Genomic DNA, 16,462 nt, shown 5'->3' with positions numbered 1-16,462 from the left:
CGTGAAACACGGTTTTCACGAGTTTCACTTCAAAGAATACAAAATATATGGGGACAGGAAACTAACATTCAATAGCCTATATCTACAAAAAACAAAATGAGGGATTCTCCCTCATTTTGTTTTTTCAATGCGTATTGATAATCAGCACTTCCTACCCTATTTTCTTCACTCACCAGAAACTTGGGCATCCGGTTTGCTATATATCAATAATGGGGCGAAATTATCTTCAACAACCGTCTCATCAACGACAACTTTCTCTACATGTTCCATTGATGGAAGGTCGTACATTGTATCCAGCAAAACTCCTTCAACAATTGAACGAAGACCACGAGCACCAGTTTTACGTGCCATTGCTTTTTTCGCTATGGCAGTCAATGCTTCTTTTCTGAACTCCAGTTCAACACCCTCTAGATTAAACAGAGCCTGATACTGTTTGGTCAGAGCATTTTTCGGCTCCTGTAGGATTTGAATCAGTGCTTCTTCACTAAGTTCAGTTAACGTTGCCACGACAGGAAGACGACCAATGAATTCAGGGATTAATCCGAATTTGATCAAATCTTCCGGTTCAACCTGAGCCAGCAATTCACCTTCTGTTGCTTTTTCCGATTCGCCTTTAACTGTAGCACTAAAACCAATACCTGAACTGACATTCAAACGCTGGCTGACAACTTTGTCCAAACCTGCGAACGCTCCTCCACAGATAAACAGGATTTTAGAAGTATCAACTTGCAAAAACTCCTGTTGTGGATGCTTACGGCCACCTTGAGGTGGAACTGCTGCCACAGTGCCTTCAATCAGTTTCAATAGAGCCTGCTGAACACCTTCTCCTGATACATCGCGAGTAATTGAAGGGTTATCAGACTTACGGGAAATCTTATCTATTTCATCAACATACACGATACCACGTTGTGCTTTCTGCACATCGTAGTCACATTTTTGCAGAAGTTTCTGGATAATATTTTCTACATCTTCCCCAACATAGCCCGCTTCGGTCAATGTCGTGGCATCAGCCATAGTAAACGGAACGTCTAAATAGCGAGCCAATGTCTCTGCCAGCAACGTCTTACCGCTACCTGTCGGGCCAATCAACAGAATATTACTTTTGCCAAGTTCCACACCATTACTGGAATCACCATTACGTAGTCTCTTGTAATGGTTATAGACTGCAACTGCTAACACCTTTTTAGCAGCTTCCTGGCCAATAACATAATCATCCAGATGTTGGCGAATTTCATGAGGAGTAGGCAATGCACTACGCTCACGATGTGGTACTAGCTCTTTAATTTCTTCGCGAATGATATCATTACATAATTCGACACATTCATCGCAGATATACACTGATGGGCCGGCTATTAATTTCCGTACTTCATGTTGGCTTTTCCCGCAGAAAGAGCAATACAGCAGCTTTCCTGAACCGTCTTTGCGCTTATCTGTCATCAGTCAACCTCACTTTATGAACTGTTATCCCGTTTATCCGGCATAACAGAAAAAACGCTGTTACTACTCCGTCTAGTTTGGCATTAACGCCAAGAAACACGGCATCGGAGTAATAAAGTAATTATCATTAATTGCGCTGGGTGAATATACTATCAACCAATCCGTATCCTACGGCCTCTTCGGCTGATAAGAAACGATCACGCTCTGTATCTTCAATTATCTTCTCAAGTGGTTTCCCAGTATGCTTCGCCATCAATTCGTTCATACGGGCTTTAACCTTGAGTATTTCCTGCGCATGGATTTCAATGTCAGTCGCCTGTCCTTGGAAACCACCTAGTGGCTGGTGGATCATAACTCTGGAATTTGGCAGACAGAAACGCTTACCTTCTGCTCCAGCGGTCAGCAAGAATGCCCCCATTGAACAGGCCTGCCCCATACAAATAGTACTCACATCTGGTTTGATAAACTGCATCGTGTCATAAATAGACATGCCTGCCGTAATAACCCCACCCGGTGAATTAATATATAAATGAATATCTTTTTCTGGGTTTTCTGCTTCCAAGAATAACATTTGGGCAACGATCAAGTTCGCCATATGATCTTCAACAGGCCCTGTCAGAAAAATAATACGCTCTTTTAATAAGCGGGAGAATATATCAAATGCACGCTCTCCACGCGCCGTTTGTTCAACCACCATCGGCACCAAAGACATGTTAGGTGCATATTGATCTTGCTTGCCACTGTATGACATTTCCGTCTCCTAATAGAACTCACGCTGGTGCCATTCATAACTGATTCTACTCGAGATAAGCGATGATGACCATGATCCGAAGTTAACTAACGAGGGGATTTTTTCCCTCTAAAAAGTAGTAAGCTCTTACATAATAGTAAGAAAGGATATGAGGTTAAATCTGTTTTTTTCAAGGACAATAAAAAACCCGCAAGCATAGCCTGCGGGTTTACTTCATTGAGTGCGAGATTTCATCATCTCAGGCAATCAATAAATGAAACTTATGCTAGTTGATTTTGGTTCATAAGATCATTGAAGCCAGTTTCTTTTTCAGAAACTTTAGCTTTGTTCAGGACAAGTTCAACAGCCTGCTCTTCTAAAGCAATGTTGCGAATATTATCCATCATTTCTTTGTTTTTGCTGTAGTATTCAACAACTTCTTTTGGATCTTCATAAGCTGCAGCCATCTCTTCGATCAACGCGGTAACACGTTCCTCTTCGACTTTCAGCTTATTGCTGCTGATAACTTCACCTAACAGCAGACCAACAACAACGCGGCGTTTAGCCTGCTCTTCAAACAGTTCACGTGGCAGTTCCAGAGCTTGTTGTTCATTGCCGCCAAAACGTTGAGCAGCCTGACGGCGCAGTACATCAATTTCACCATCAACCACTGCCGCAGGAACTTCAATTTCGTTAGCCTTAACCAGACCATCAAGAACCTGAGTTTTGATGTTGTTACGAACAGCATTTTTCAGTTCACGTTCCATGTTCTTACGAACTTCAGCACGCAGACCTTCAATAGTACCGTCAGCAATACCAAAACGTTTGATAAACTCTTCAGTCAGTTCTGGCAGTTCACGCTGCTCAACTTTTTTCAGGTTGATCAGGAACTTCGCCGCTTTACCTTTCAGATTTTCTGCATGGTAATCTTCTGGGAATGTCACATCAATAGTAAATTCCTCATCAGCTTTGTGACCAACGACACCGTCTTCAAAGCCTGGAATCATACGACCCTGACCCATTGCCAGAACGAAATCAGTTGATTTACCGCCTTCGAATTCTTCACCATCAATGGAGCCAGTGAAATCAACAGTTACGCGATCTTCCGCAGTGGCTGCTTCGTCGGTTTCTTTCCAATTTGCTTGCTGCTTACACAAAGTGTCCAGCATGTTGTCAACGTCCGCATCTTTAACGTCAACAACAGGTTTTTCAACTTCGATTTCTTCCAGACCTTTCAGTTCAATTTCTGGATAAACTTCAAATTCAACTGCATAAGTGAAGTCTTCATCTTCTTTAAACTGTTCAGGTTTGTAGCTTGGCGCACCTGCTGGATTGATTTTCTGCTCAATGATCGCATTGATGAAATTGCGCTGCATCAGATCACCCAGAACATCCTGAAGAACGGAAGCGCCGTAACGCTGCTTAACGATCTTCATTGGCACTTTGCCTTTACGGAATCCGTCGATACGGACTTTCTTTGCTACATTAACCAGTTCACTGTTAACTGCTTTTTCGATATCGGCAGCAGGAACGGTGATTGACACACGACGCCCAAGGCCTTGAGTGGTTTCAACAGAAACTTGCATCTTGTTACCTCAAAAAAATCATAGTGCTCGGTCAACTTCAGAATGACTACAATGCTTAAAAATAAGCGAATTGTAGTACTCTTTAAGAACCGGGGCGGTCGCATTTAAAAACCGAGAATCCCTGTGATCAGAAGCGTCCCGAAACCATTCTAAAAATTCAGACGCAACATTATAGCGACGCAGACAGTATGAGTCGAGAATTGCAAACAAAAGCATGCATGATTCGTTGACTTATGTGATAAACGTTGCTCAATGATTACATCACGATATTGTTTATGCAGCACGCATATAAACAAAAATACAGCCCGAAGGCTGTTTTCAAAATTAAATCTAGATTAATAAAATAAAGACAAACAATCTATTGGATTATCTCGAAAAATCATAAGATTGATGTTGATGCGCTTCCACCGCGACATGCCGGAGAAGCCAGAACGGTATCTCCCAGTTCTGACCACTCCTTTTCCGTATAGGTATGCAGCGCCAAAGCATGCACACCTTCTTCCAGTTCTTTAGCCAAGGCACCATACACTAAGCGATGTCGGCTAAGCATTCTTTGTTCAACAAATTCATTGCTTACCACAATGATTTTAAAATGGCTTTCAGAGCCCGCTGGCACATTGTGGCGGTAACTTTCATCGATCACTTCTAGATGAGAAGGCTGAAATGCCGCCTGTAACTTTATTTCTATTTCCTGACGAACCATCTCATTCTCCTAAATCACCAAAGGTTATTTATCAATCAACTAATTGATTCTAGTTTATTTCCCGTGATTTATAATCATCGGATAACAAAATCTCTTTAATCAAATTTACATAAAGTATTTCTCTTTATGTTTCAATCGTCGTTTCAATCATCAGGGATATGCCGTTACCAATAGCGATGCTATGATTACGGCGGTTTATACTATCAATATCTATATATCCAAGTACTAATATATCGAATATCCAAATCTTGAATTGAGAAAACCTAAATGTTAAAGAAAATATTTATTCCATTGATTATGCTTTTCTTTTTAGTTGGATTATCGGGTTGTGCAGACTCAGGCAATACTTTAGCCATTCAACCCAAAATTGCTCTGCCTTCGGCAGATCCAACCATGAAAGCGATTACAATCAGTATTAGTGGGATCGATCATCGTCAATCTCAAGCCCTAGCCCAAATTAATCGTGATGCACGATTAGTCACACTAGTTCCTTCCCGAGATTTGCGTTTTTTATTGCAAGAAGCACTGGAAAAACAAATGGTAGCTCGCGGCTATATGATTGGTTCTCCCGCTAATGCTAATTTGCAAGTCATTGTGAATCAACTTTATGCCAACGTGAAAGAAGGTAGCCTTCGTCATGATATTTCAGCAAAAGCAGAAATATCCATCATTGCTTATGCACAAGACGGCAGTAAACAAATCAAAAACTATCGTACCAGCTATAATGTTCAAGGGCCATTGGGGGCGACAAACACAAAAATTGCTGATGCAGTTAATACAGCCTTATCTGATGTGATAGCAGATATGGCGCAAGATTCCTCTATCAGTACCTTCATCAAACAGAATGTCCACTAATAGGATAAATAAAACTTTCTGCCTGATTCTGACCAAACTAGTTGATATGCAGAAAGTTTTGGGAAGCCCATGACTAACCATCGTTATTTTAACCTATCTGCATTACGCAACTATCGTACCCTTCTATTACTGGGTTTTGCCTCGGGTCTGCCTCTTGCACTCACGGCTGGAACATTACAAGCATGGATGACTGTCGAAAATGTCGATATCCGAACTATCGGTTTTTTCACTTTGGTTGGTCAAGCCTATGTTTTTAAGTTTCTTTGGGCACCCACAATGGATCGGTATTCCCCTTCCTTTTTAGGGCGCCGACGGGGATGGATGCTTATTACTCAACTTTTTCTGATCGTCAGTATTGCGGCAATGGGATTCCTGCAACCTTCCCAGCATTTATGGTGGCTTGCTGCACTAGCTGTTGCTGTAGCATTTTTTTCTGCGTCTCAGGATATTATTTTTGACGCCTATAAAACCGACTTGCTGTCACAGGAAGAACGAGGATCAGGCGCCGCTATTTCCGTGCTGGGCTATCGGCTGGCCATGCTAGTCTCTGGTGGGTTAGCTTTATTACTGGCCACCTACATTGGCTGGCAAAGCATGTATTGGGTCATGGCTGGCATGATGTTGATTGGTGTTTATGCCACGCTAACAGCCAAAGAACCAGAACTTAATACAGCACCACCAAAAACACTGAGTCAAGCGGTGCTCGAGCCATTATCTGATTTTTTCAATCGAAATAATGCCTGGTTGATTCTGCTACTGATTATACTGTACAAATTGGCTGATGCTTTTGCTATCTCACTCAGTACACCTTTCCTTATTCGTGGTATTGGTTTCAATCCAGCAGAAGTCGGTATGATCAATAAAACCCTCGGACTCGCAGCAACCATTGTTGGGGCATTGTACGGTGGTTATTTGATGCATAAGATGAGTCTGTTCCGCGCCCTGATGATCTTTGGTATTCTTCAAACTGTGTCTAACTTCGGTTATTGGATACTTGCTATCACTCCTAAAGATATTTACTCAATGGGAGCTGTGATTTTTCTGGAAAATATCTGTGGCGGCATGGGAACAGCAGCTTTTGTCGCCCTTCTGATGACCTTATGCAATAAATCATTTTCAGCAACACAATTCGCTTTGCTTTCTGCATTATCAGCAGTTGGTCGAGTTTATGTTGGCCCAGTTGCAGGATGGTTTGCGGAAGCATATGGCTGGCCAGTGTTTTATGTATTTTCTGTTGTTATCGGGTTACCGGGACTTGCATTATTGTTAGTCTGCCGTAAGACATTAATTTATACTCAAAAAAATGACGGCTTTATCCGCCGAACATTATTCAAAAACGCTTATAAATCTGCCTTTATCATCATGATATTGGCCGCTCTGATATTCATAGTTTGGTTGATTATCAATAGCATAGTGTTTGCCATAATTCATTTAGTAACCCTGATATACGCTATATCTCCAGAATATATTGTATATCTTCATAAAGTCAGTGACTGGATATCCCCACTATTATCTTCAAGTATAGTCATTGGAATCCTAGGCCTTCTTTTAGGAGGAATGTTGGATTATTTGGCTTTAAAGAAAAGTAAGCTCACTTAACCTGTTTTCCCATTTCATGCTTATTTCATATCTGCATTACAACAAAGGACTGACAAAGTTCAGTCTTTTGTTGTTATTTTATCGTGACAAACATCACAAGAAGAATAAAAAACTACAATTATGTGACTTAAAAAACATCTTTTTCAAGACGGAATTATTTATATTCACACTAACAAATATTATTATCTGAACATATTTTATTTCGAACTATTCGAAATATCGTTAACCACCTTAAAACCATATAAAGGGAATTTATGAAAAGACATATTTTGACACTCACCACAGTTGCCGCTGCCTTAGTTTCTGCTTCAGCCAGCGCGGAATACCAGTGGGGGTTTGGCAATGTCAGCATGAACTACCTTGACTGGAATAAACATACCACCCATAAAACTGGACAAGCTTCACATAAGGACGATTTTGCCTACTTAGAACTGGAAGGTGGAGCAGGATTTAGCTGGGGTGAACTATATGGTTTCGCTGATTTAGAGAATGCTTTTAACAGTAAAACAGCCCAACCAGGCGATAATCAACGTTACACTTTCAAGACAACAGGCCGCTTTTATCTAGGTGATACTGGTTTCAACCTTTATGGTCATGTATATGGAACTTATTCATTACCAGGCAAAGCAAACGGTGGAAACTTCCATGAAGTTAATACGCTCTATGGATTAGGCTACAACACTAATATTGCTGGTCTGTGGCTCAAACCTTTCGTCGCACTGCATTATGTTGACCAAACTTTCTATTCAGGCAACAACGGTTATGTTGTGGGCTGGGTTGCAGGATACGATTTTAACCTATGGGAACAAAAATTCAGTGTCACAAACTGGAATGAAATTGAATTAAACCGCAATAAACGTTATGGCAATGGCGGACGCGAAGGCGTTAATGGAGCTATCGGATTATGGTGGACTCCACATGCCTCATTTACAACTGGAGTTCAATACCGCTATGCAGATAACAAATTGGGAGAAGATTTCTGGCAGGATGGTATTGTTTACAGTGTAAAATATAATTTCTAATCACGATTTTAGCAGGTGAGCAGCCTAAGGCTGCTCATTGGAATCAATAAATAATAGTTACTTCACTAATAACAAAACGTATTTCAGGATTTTTCCTTTGATTTTTATCAAAGTTTTTATTTATAAAATATAGAGTTATTTAAAATTAATTATCTATTTTGATTTTTTGATTAAGATAACTATCCGAAATTAATGTTTTGTTAAATTTAGAATCACATGTGATCCCTCTAGCATAAAAAGCCTACAAGCTAACTTGCTTCTATTACAATTGTTTACACTCCGGTAACCATACCGTAGAATGCCCCCACTGATGAAACGACAATAAAGCTTTTGTTATCTGGGGTCGCTCAATGAGACTTATGAAATACAAAAAAACTATTGGGTTATCATCACTGTTCGCAGCCACTTTAATGCTAAGTGGTTGTGATATGGTATTGATGAATCCCAAAGGGGCGATCGGCGCCGAACAAAAAACGCTGATACTAACAGCGTTTGGCTTGATGCTGATCGTTGTTATACCGGCTATTGTAATGGCAATCATTTTTGCCTTACGTTACCGGGAAGCCAATAAATCTGCAACTTATCGTCCAAACTGGGCACACTCAAATAAAATTGAGCTTGTCGTTTGGACTGTGCCTATCCTGATTATTATCATCTTGGCAACTATTACATGGAAAACGACGCAACAGCTCGATCCATATAAGCCATTGGACAGTGATGTAAAACCGGTGACGATTGAAGTTATTTCCCTTGACTGGAAATGGCTGTTCATCTATCCGGAACAGGGTATCGCAACTGTAAATGAAATTGTATTCCCTAAAGATGTTCCAATTAACTTCAAAATCACCTCAGACTCTGTGATGAACTCTTTCTTCATCCCACAGTTGGGTGGTCAGATTTATGCAATGGCCGGTATGCAGACAAAACTGCACCTGATTGCTAACTCTGCGGGTAAATACGATGGATTCTCAGCAAGTTACAGTGGACATGGTTTCTCAGGCATGAAATTCACTGCAACGGCAACTGATGATCGCGCAGGTTTTGAAGAATGGGTGCAGAAAGTTAAAGCATCACCTAAAACCTTAGATACTGTACAAGCATTCAATAAATTGGCTGAGAAAAGCCAAAACAACCCTGTTGAATACTTCTCAAGCGTGAAACCAAAACTGTTCCAAGAAACTATCGCCAAATTCATGGGTGACATGGGCCATGCCGGTATGTTTGGTATGTCTGGTCACGGCAAAACAGAACATGGTAAAGCTGCGGATCATAATATGAATATGAGTCAGCCGGCTCATTCAGGTGTTGAGGAATAAAGGCATGTGGGGAAAATTAACACTGGATGCGATCCCATTACATGAACCCATTATTGTGGTGACATTGTTGGGGATCCTGCTCGGGGGACTGGTAGTTGTTGGTTCCTTGACTTATTTCCGTAAATGGAAATGGCTCTGGACTGAATGGTTAACCAGCGTTGACCATAAAAAAATCGGTGTCATGTACATCGTCGTTGCCATGGTAATGATGCTCCGTGGTTTTGCTGACGCCATCATGATGCGTGGACAGCAAGCCCTGGCCTCCGCTGGCGAAGCTGGCTTCCTGCCCCCGCACCATTATGATCAGATCTTCACCGCTCACGGCGTTATCATGATCTTCTTTATGGCGATGCCTTTCGTTGTCGGCCTGATGAACATTGTTGTTCCTCTGCAAATCGGCGCACGCGACGTTGCATTCCCATTCCTGAACTCTTTGAGCTTCTGGTTATTTGTTGTCGGTGTTGCGCTGATTAACATCTCTCTGGGGGTTGGTGAGTTTGCTCAAACTGGTTGGTTGGCATACCCGCCTCTATCTGGTCTGGAGTACAACCCGGGAGTCGGTGTCGATTACTGGATATGGAGTCTCCAGCTCTCCGGTGTAGGTACATTGCTGACAGGTGTTAACTTCTTCGTGACTATCCTGCGCATGCGCGCACCAGGTATGTCCATGATGAAACTCCCTGTATTTACATGGGCTTCACTGTGTACCAACGTTCTAATCATTGCCGCGTTCCCAATCCTGACAGTTACTATTGCGTTGTTAACTCTGGATCGTTATCTGGGCACCCATTTCTTTACCAACGATATGGGCGGCAACATGATGATGTACATCAACCTGATCTGGGCTTGGGGCCATCCTGAAGTTTACATTCTGGTTCTGCCTGTCTTTGGTATCTTCTCTGAAGTTACCGCAACCTTCTCGAAAAAACGCCTGTTTGGTTATACCTCTCTGGTGTGGGCGACAATCGTTATTACCATCCTGTCGTTCATCGTATGGTTGCACCACTTCTTTACCATGGGCTCTGGCGCGAACGTCAACGCCTTCTTTGGTATCGCCACGATGATTATCTCTATCCCGACCGGGGTTAAGATCTTCAACTGGCTATTCACCATGTACCGTGGTCGTATTGAATTCAAAACCCCAATGCTGTGGACTGTTGGCTTTTTGGTCACCTTCTCCATTGGTGGTATGACTGGTGTTCTGTTAGCAGTACCTGGCGCAAACTTTGTTCTACACAACAGTCTGTTCCTGATTGCCCACTTCCATAACGTCATCATCGGCGGTGTGGTATTTGGCTGTTTCGCAGGTACAACTTACTGGTTCCCGAAAGCATTCGGTTTCACTCTGAATGAAAAATGGGGTGTCCGTGCGTTCTGGTTCTGGATTACTGGTTTCTTCGTTGCCTTTATGCCGCTATACGCACTAGGCTTCATGGGTATGACCCGTCGTTTGAGCCAAGATATCAATCCAGAATTCCATCCATTACTGGTTGTTGCCACTGGCGGCGTTGTCTTAATTGCCCTCGGCATCCTGTGTCAGGTTATCCAGTTCTACGTCAGTATCCGTGACCGTGACCAAAACCGCGATCTGACTGGTGACCCGTGGGGTGCCCGTACTCTGGAATGGGCAACTTCATCTCCACCTCCATTCTATAACTTTGCTGAAGTTCCACACATCCAGACTCGTGATGCATGGTGGGATATGAAAGAAAAAGGTACTGAATATAAGCGTCCAGCAAAATATGAAGAAATTCATATGCCTAAAAATACCAGTGCAGGTGTGATTATCAGTGCTTTCTGTCTGACCTTAGGCTTTGCTTTGATCTGGCATATCTGGTGGATGGCTATTGCAAGCTTCGCTGGCATCATCATCAGCTGCATCGTGAAAAGCTTTGACGAAGACGTTGATTATTACGTTCCTGTAGCTGAAGTTGAAAAAGTTGAAAATCAGCGTTACGAAGAACTGAGAAAGGCAGGTGTGAAATAATGTCGACTCAAACCCTTAACAACACAGCCGCCCATGACGCTCATGGGCACCACGATACAGGAGCCAACAAGGTATTTGGCTTCTGGGTCTACCTGATGAGTGACTTGATCCTGTTTGCAAGTCTGTTCGCTACCTATGCAGTGTTAGTTAATGGCACTGCTGATGGCCCATCTGGTAAGGATATTTTTGAACTGCCATTTGTACTGGTAGAAACCTTCTTGCTGCTATTTAGTAGTATCACCTATGGTTTCGCTATGCTGAGTATGAACAAAGGTAAAGTAGCTCAGGTTAACCTGTGGCTGTTCATTACCTTTCTGCTTGGCCTTGGCTTTGTTTCGATGGAAGTTTATGAATTCCATAAACTGATTGTAGTAGAAGGTGCCGGTCCTCAAACAAGTGCATTCCTGTCTGCCTTCTTTGCACTGGTTGCTACTCACGGTCTACACGTAACCTTCGGTTTAATTTGGATCATCATCCTGATGATTCAAGTTTCACGCCGTGGCATAACTGATGTGAACCGTATGCGTCTGAACTGCTTGAGCCTGTTCTGGCACTTCCTTGACGTTGTATGGATCTGTGTATTTACTGTCGTTTATCTGATGGGAGCTATGTAATGAGTCATCCAAATACTTCTCATTCTGGCGCCAGCCACGGTAGTTTCAAAACCTATATGATTGGTTTTGTTCTGTCAGTCATACTGACCGTGATCCCGTTCTGGATGGTAATGGAGGATACTGCTTCACACAGTACAATCCTAACAACAGTAGTCGTTATGGCTGTTATTCAGATTTTTGTTCATTTCATCTGCTTCCTGCACATGAATACATCATCTGAAGAGCGTTGGAACCTAGTTGCCTTAATATTCACATTACTGGTCATCGCTATTGTTGTTGTTGGCTCCCTGTGGATTATGTACAACCTGAACATCAATATGATGGTTGATTAAGGGTTGATTTGAATAATGATTAAGCAATACCTGCAAGTGACCAAACCAGGAATTATTTTCGGAAATCTAATTTCTGCGATTGGTGGTTTTCTACTCGCTTCCAAGGGCGTAATAGATTACCCCTTGTTCTTTGCAACGATGGTCGGGGTATCGCTGGTGGTAGCATCAGGTTGTGTATTCAACAACTATATCGACCGCGATATTGACCGTATCATGGAAAGAACGAAAGAAAGGGTCCTTGTGAAAGGGCTTATCAATCCGAAAATCAGCCTGTTTTACGCCTCAGTGTTAGGTATTGCTGGCATTGTGCTGCTCTATGTAGCAGCCAATGCCTTAGCAATGCAGTTAGCTCTCATCGGGTTTGTCATTTATGTTGGGGTTTATAGCCTCTACATGAAAAGAAAATCTGTTTATGGCACGCTGGTTGGTAGCTTGTCAGGCGCGGCACCTCCCGTGATTGGTTACTGTGCAGTAGCGGGACATTTTGATACAGGCGCGTTGCTCTTGTTATTGATCTTCAGCTTGTGGCAAATGCCTCACTCTTACGCCATTGCTATTTTTCGGTTCAAAGATTATCAAGCAGCCAACATCCCAGTATTACCGGTGATTAAAGGTATTTCCGTCGCGAAAAACCATATCACTCTGTATATTCTGGCCTTTATGGTTGCCACTTTGATGCTGGCTATCAGTGGTTATGCTGGTTATAAATACCTCATCGTCGCTGCTGCAGTGAGTATCTGGTGGCTAGGTATGGCATTATCAGGTTATAAAACTTCTAATGACCGTATTTGGGCCCGTAAGTTATTTTTGTTTTCTATCGTCGCTATCATGTCATTAAGCGTCATGATGTCTGTAGATTCATCAGCATCTCCAGAAAACCTGCTGACTTACGTCTGGTAACATTTAGAGATGACAGGGTAAAACGCTGTCATCTTTTCCCTTTCTTCTATCTCTTTATTCAATGACAGTTTATTCGGTTACAAACGCTGCTTGTTCGTTTGTTCTCACCTAAGTGAAATGTCATATCAGATTTTTTGAGGTATCCATGAACGATAATAAAATGACCCCGCTTGAACTTCGAGCGACGTGGGGCTTAGGTTCCGTTTTCTCTCTGCGCATGTTAGGTATGTTCATGGTTTTACCTGTTCTGACAACCTATGGCTTAGAATTACATGATGCCACTGAAGCTCTTATCGGCATTGCCATTGGCATATACGGTTTAACTCAGGCAGTATTCCAAATCCCATTTGGTCTTCTTTCAGACAAAATTGGCAGAAAACCTTTAATCATCGTTGGACTCCTCATTTTTGTATTAGGCAGCATTATTGCCGCCTTAAGCGACTCTATTTGGGGCATTATTATCGGAAGAGCCCTACAAGGCACAGGTGCTATATCCGCCGCTATCATGGCATTGCTTTCAGATTTGACTCGAGAGCAGAACCGAACAAAAGCAATGGCATTTATCGGCATTAGTTTCGGCATTACATTCGCCTTTGCAATTGTTGTCGGCCCTATTATCACCCACCAAATTGGTTTAAATGGACTATTCGGAGCAATTGCAATCCTTGCCGGCTGCGGGATCGTTATCACACTGTTTGCTGTACCAAACACACACAAGCATTCGCTAAACCGTGAATCAGGTATCGTACGCAATAGCTTCAAACGTGTACTCTCAGATCCTCAACTACTGAAACTCAATTTTGGTATTCTCTGCTTGCATACCTTATTGATGTCGAGCTTTGTTGCCCTTCCCCTCATTATGGAAAAAGTGGGTTTTCCCCCACAGCAACACTGGAAAGTATACTTAATTACTACACTTATCTCTTTTGTCGCCGTTCTACCTTTCATTATCTACGCAGAAACAAAACGCCGTATGAAGCAGGTTTTTTTACTGTGTATAGGTATGTTGTTCATTGCTGAAGCCATTTTATGGTCTCAGGGATCGCATCTTTGGGGAATCTTTGTAGGCATTCAAATTTTCTTCCTTGCGTTTAATATCATGGAAGCTATTTTGCCTTCACTCATCAGTAAAGAAGCCCCTGCGGGTTATAAAGGCACGGCCATGGGCGTTTACTCTACCAGTCAATTCCTTGGCGTTGCTTTGGGAGGTGGTCTTGGGGGAATGCTTTACGAATTACAAGGTGCATCACTCGTCTTTATGGGAGGTATCGCACTAACTACACTCTGGTTTATTATCAGCCTAACATTACGTCAGCCTCCATATGTCAGCAGCATTAGGCTCATTTTGCCAGAGCAACTAAGCAACCCTGAAGTTTTGGAGAAAAAAATATTGGCGCAAGCTGGTGTAAAAGATGTCGTCATCGCTCCAGAAGAATTCAGTGCATATATCAAAGTTGATACCAAAATAACCAATCGCGAGCAATTAGAACAGCTTGTATTATCTCATGGATAACATGCTATATTTGTAACACTAAAAAATTATAACAAAAAAGTACGGTGTATGATGAATATGACCAAACACCGTACTATTTTAGTATCAACGTATCATCTTCATATCAAAGTACTATTTCCGTATCAAAGTACTATATTAAGATCAGATTTCAGATCAATCAGATTTCAGATCAAATAGTTAAACCAATACTTTAGTACCTCAGGAATATCGCATTATTTGCTGATTTTCCCTTTATAATAGAAAGGTGTCATATCGATATTCTTAATCAATAATGGGCAGCCTAAACCTTCACGAGCTGCATTAACCAATAATCCATTATCTTGATCCGCAGTCCAAGTGAAAACTCCTCCCAGATGTTTTTCCAAAGCATATTTAGCTTTAGCTTGCACCGTACGAGGTGTATCGATTGATATAAACAATTTACTATCCTGATTATAAAGATAATCTGCATCTGCAATTTCATCGGTATAAAGAGTAAATTTGTTTTTATCTTTTCGAGATTCAAGATCGAGATAATTGTATATTGTGTCATACCACTCTGTTGAACCAGATTCAAATGAACCGGTAGTTGTACCTTTTTCTGGATTATAACTGCCCGAAAGTGGTGAATAACTTGTGATATTAGCATTTTTTGCATTACGCGAATATCCGGCATAACCAATATTAATAGCCTGAGATGGAACTCCAACACTCAGTAAATATTCAACGGCATTTTCTACACTATTTTTACTATCAGGATAGCGGCGTAAATTCGTATGATGCATTAATTTGTCAGCCCAAGGAGTACCAAAGAAATCATAAGTCATAACATTAACGCCATATAATCCTGCGCTTAATAACTCTGGTATTCTTGACTTAACCATAATATCTGGTACAGCAGAACAAGCGATACTAATTTTAATATCAGAACGACCGACTTTCTTAAATTCCGAAGATAAGTCACGGATTAAACTAATATAATATTCACCATCATCATCGCCATATGGGTTATTGTTTCCTGGTGCTCCAGGATATTCCCAATCGATATCTACTTCAGTAAACATCGGGAAGCGCTGAAATATATCGACCAAACTGCAAATGAAATTGTGTTTCAATTGGTGGTCTCTAACCATATTGTAAAATCCATTACTCATGGTCCAGCCACCAACACTAAACGACATGACCAATTCATGGCCTTGCGCTTTTGCTGCATCTTGTACTTTTGCCAACCCACCCAACACACCCATACACTTACTTTGTTCAAAATCTCTGGGCAGCTGAATATCTTTCCAGCCTGAGTAAGTGCAGTTTAAGTAAGATTGACAATCTCCCCAAGGATCGAGGAATGTGACTTCTCCGTTATGACGACGGCCAAAGCTTGGTGCAGCACTCTTAATTTTTTGTTCGTTCTCTCCCTTGTCACCTAATATTCCACAAAAACCAATAATCAATTTATCATAGGCGAAAGGATTATCTAACAAGTGCTGCAGATCAATACCTCTTCCTCTAGCAGAAGGAGTTTGATTATGTTGTAAACGGCCATCATATTGTGACCAGTCAGTATAATAACCAATAACTTTAGGTCTATTTTTAATATCATATTTATTATAAACAGGTATTCCTACTCTTCCTGAAGTATAACTATATTTTATTGTTTCTGTTGCTGGAACGAAATGGTCTAGGCGGTAAGATTCTTCGCTAAGTGGATCTATCTGAGTTATTTTTGACATAAACTCTCCTTTTTAAAATTAGAATTACATGTCTGAATTTATAACTTCATTATTATCCTAACTCACATATCTATCACTTTATACCTCATCATTTATTAGAATTATATTATGAAACTCACTCTGTAAAACAAAACCATAAATCATTCCTAATATGAATAA

Annotated in this window: 14 protein-coding genes; 9 read left to right on the top strand and 5 right to left on the bottom strand. The window is 41.4% G+C overall.

Going from position 1 to position 16,462, the window contains the following annotated elements; genetic code table 11:
- Positions 1 to 165 precede the first annotated feature (165 nt).
- The 4 genes from clpX to bolA all read right to left on the bottom strand — a co-directional run bounded on the left by clpX (position 166) and on the right by bolA (position 4,456).
- The gene (gene clpX, locus Xvie_RS01045) at positions 166 to 1,437 is read right to left on the bottom strand and encodes an ATP-dependent protease ATP-binding subunit ClpX (RefSeq protein WP_086107555.1); all 1,272 of its coding nucleotides are present in this window, start codon (positions 1,435 to 1,437) and stop codon (positions 166 to 168) included.
- A gap of 127 nt (positions 1,438 to 1,564) precedes the next feature.
- Positions 1,565 to 2,188: an ATP-dependent Clp endopeptidase proteolytic subunit ClpP gene (clpP, locus tag Xvie_RS01040; RefSeq protein WP_086107554.1), complete on the bottom strand. Its 624-nt coding sequence runs from the start codon at positions 2,186 to 2,188 to the stop codon at positions 1,565 to 1,567.
- 260 nt (positions 2,189 to 2,448) lie between these two features.
- On the bottom strand, positions 2,449 to 3,753 hold the full coding sequence (tig, locus tag Xvie_RS01035; RefSeq protein WP_086107553.1) for a trigger factor: 1,305 nt from the start codon (positions 3,751 to 3,753) through the stop codon (positions 2,449 to 2,451).
- A gap of 379 nt (positions 3,754 to 4,132) precedes the next feature.
- Positions 4,133 to 4,456, bottom strand: coding sequence for a transcriptional regulator BolA (gene bolA / locus Xvie_RS01025; protein ID WP_086107552.1), 324 nt, complete (start codon positions 4,454 to 4,456; stop codon positions 4,133 to 4,135).
- Positions 4,457 to 4,723: 267 nt separating this feature from the next.
- Between bolA and Xvie_RS01020 the strand changes: the two genes are divergently transcribed.
- From Xvie_RS01020 to Xvie_RS00980, 9 genes are all read left to right on the top strand, one after another.
- Positions 4,724 to 5,311: a lipoprotein gene (locus Xvie_RS01020; RefSeq protein WP_086107551.1), complete on the top strand. Its 588-nt coding sequence runs from the start codon at positions 4,724 to 4,726 to the stop codon at positions 5,309 to 5,311.
- Between the two features lie 69 nt (positions 5,312 to 5,380).
- On the top strand, positions 5,381 to 6,910 hold the full coding sequence (ampG, locus tag Xvie_RS01015) for a muropeptide MFS transporter AmpG (RefSeq protein WP_086107550.1): 1,530 nt from the start codon (positions 5,381 to 5,383) through the stop codon (positions 6,908 to 6,910).
- A gap of 254 nt (positions 6,911 to 7,164) precedes the next feature.
- Positions 7,165 to 7,932 (top strand): nucleoside-specific channel-forming Tsx family protein, encoded by a 768-nt coding sequence (locus tag Xvie_RS01010; RefSeq protein ID WP_086107549.1) that lies wholly within the window; start codon positions 7,165 to 7,167, stop codon positions 7,930 to 7,932.
- A gap of 350 nt (positions 7,933 to 8,282) precedes the next feature.
- Positions 8,283 to 9,248 carry a cytochrome o ubiquinol oxidase subunit II gene (cyoA, locus tag Xvie_RS01005; protein WP_086107548.1) on the top strand — a complete coding sequence of 322 codons (966 nt, stop codon included), beginning with the start codon at positions 8,283 to 8,285 and terminating at the stop codon, positions 9,246 to 9,248.
- Between the two features lie 4 nt (positions 9,249 to 9,252).
- Positions 9,253 to 11,235, top strand: a complete 1,983-nt coding sequence (gene cyoB, locus Xvie_RS01000) for a cytochrome o ubiquinol oxidase subunit I (protein ID WP_086107547.1) — start codon at positions 9,253 to 9,255, stop codon at positions 11,233 to 11,235.
- The gene (locus tag Xvie_RS00995) at positions 11,235 to 11,849 is read left to right on the top strand and encodes a cytochrome o ubiquinol oxidase subunit III (RefSeq protein ID WP_086107546.1); all 615 of its coding nucleotides are present in this window, start codon (positions 11,235 to 11,237) and stop codon (positions 11,847 to 11,849) included. The genes cyoB and Xvie_RS00995 overlap by 1 nt, the downstream gene beginning before the upstream one ends.
- A complete protein-coding gene (locus tag Xvie_RS00990; protein ID WP_086107545.1) occupies positions 11,849 to 12,181 on the top strand; it encodes a cytochrome o ubiquinol oxidase subunit IV in 333 nt (110 codons plus the stop codon). Before Xvie_RS00995 ends, Xvie_RS00990 begins: the two co-directional genes overlap by 1 nt.
- Positions 12,182 to 12,196: 15 nt before the next feature.
- On the top strand, positions 12,197 to 13,081 hold the full coding sequence (gene cyoE, locus Xvie_RS00985) for a heme o synthase (RefSeq protein WP_086107544.1): 885 nt from the start codon (positions 12,197 to 12,199) through the stop codon (positions 13,079 to 13,081).
- Positions 13,082 to 13,226: 145 nt separating this feature from the next.
- Positions 13,227 to 14,594 (top strand): MFS transporter, encoded by a 1,368-nt coding sequence (locus Xvie_RS00980; protein ID WP_086107543.1) that lies wholly within the window; start codon positions 13,227 to 13,229, stop codon positions 14,592 to 14,594.
- A 212-nt stretch (positions 14,595 to 14,806) separates the two neighbouring features.
- Here the strand turns inward: Xvie_RS00980 and Xvie_RS00975 are convergent, their stop codons facing one another.
- Entirely contained in the window at positions 14,807 to 16,303 is a 1,497-nt protein-coding gene (locus Xvie_RS00975; RefSeq protein ID WP_086107542.1) for a glycosyl hydrolase family 18 protein, read from the bottom strand.
- Between the last annotated feature and the right edge of the window lie 159 nt (positions 16,304 to 16,462).

The organism is Xenorhabdus vietnamensis, assembly GCF_002127535.1.
GTDB classification, from domain to species: Bacteria; Pseudomonadota; Gammaproteobacteria; order Enterobacterales; family Enterobacteriaceae; genus Xenorhabdus; species Xenorhabdus vietnamensis.
This window is presented reverse-complemented; position numbering and strand designations above follow the sequence as displayed.

Coding starts and splice junctions, on each gene's coding strand:
- Xvie_RS00975 (WP_086107542.1), bottom strand. CDS start 16,303: ATGTCAAAAATAACTCAGATAGATCCACTTAGCGAAGAATCTTACCGC.
- ampG (WP_086107550.1), top strand. CDS start 5,381: ATGACTAACCATCGTTATTTTAACCTATCTGCATTACGCAACTATCGT.
- Xvie_RS00990 (WP_086107545.1), top strand. CDS start 11,849: ATGAGTCATCCAAATACTTCTCATTCTGGCGCCAGCCACGGTAGTTTC.
- Xvie_RS01020 (WP_086107551.1), top strand. CDS start 4,724: ATGTTAAAGAAAATATTTATTCCATTGATTATGCTTTTCTTTTTAGTT.
- clpX (WP_086107555.1), bottom strand. CDS start 1,437: ATGACAGATAAGCGCAAAGACGGTTCAGGAAAGCTGCTGTATTGCTCT.
- cyoA (WP_086107548.1), top strand. CDS start 8,283: ATGAGACTTATGAAATACAAAAAAACTATTGGGTTATCATCACTGTTC.
- Xvie_RS01010 (WP_086107549.1), top strand. CDS start 7,165: ATGAAAAGACATATTTTGACACTCACCACAGTTGCCGCTGCCTTAGTT.
- tig (WP_086107553.1), bottom strand. CDS start 3,753: ATGCAAGTTTCTGTTGAAACCACTCAAGGCCTTGGGCGTCGTGTGTCA.
- Xvie_RS00980 (WP_086107543.1), top strand. CDS start 13,227: ATGAACGATAATAAAATGACCCCGCTTGAACTTCGAGCGACGTGGGGC.
- Xvie_RS00995 (WP_086107546.1), top strand. CDS start 11,235: ATGTCGACTCAAACCCTTAACAACACAGCCGCCCATGACGCTCATGGG.
- bolA (WP_086107552.1), bottom strand. CDS start 4,456: ATGGTTCGTCAGGAAATAGAAATAAAGTTACAGGCGGCATTTCAGCCT.
- cyoE (WP_086107544.1), top strand. CDS start 12,197: ATGATTAAGCAATACCTGCAAGTGACCAAACCAGGAATTATTTTCGGA.
- cyoB (WP_086107547.1), top strand. CDS start 9,253: ATGTGGGGAAAATTAACACTGGATGCGATCCCATTACATGAACCCATT.
- clpP (WP_086107554.1), bottom strand. CDS start 2,188: ATGTCATACAGTGGCAAGCAAGATCAATATGCACCTAACATGTCTTTG.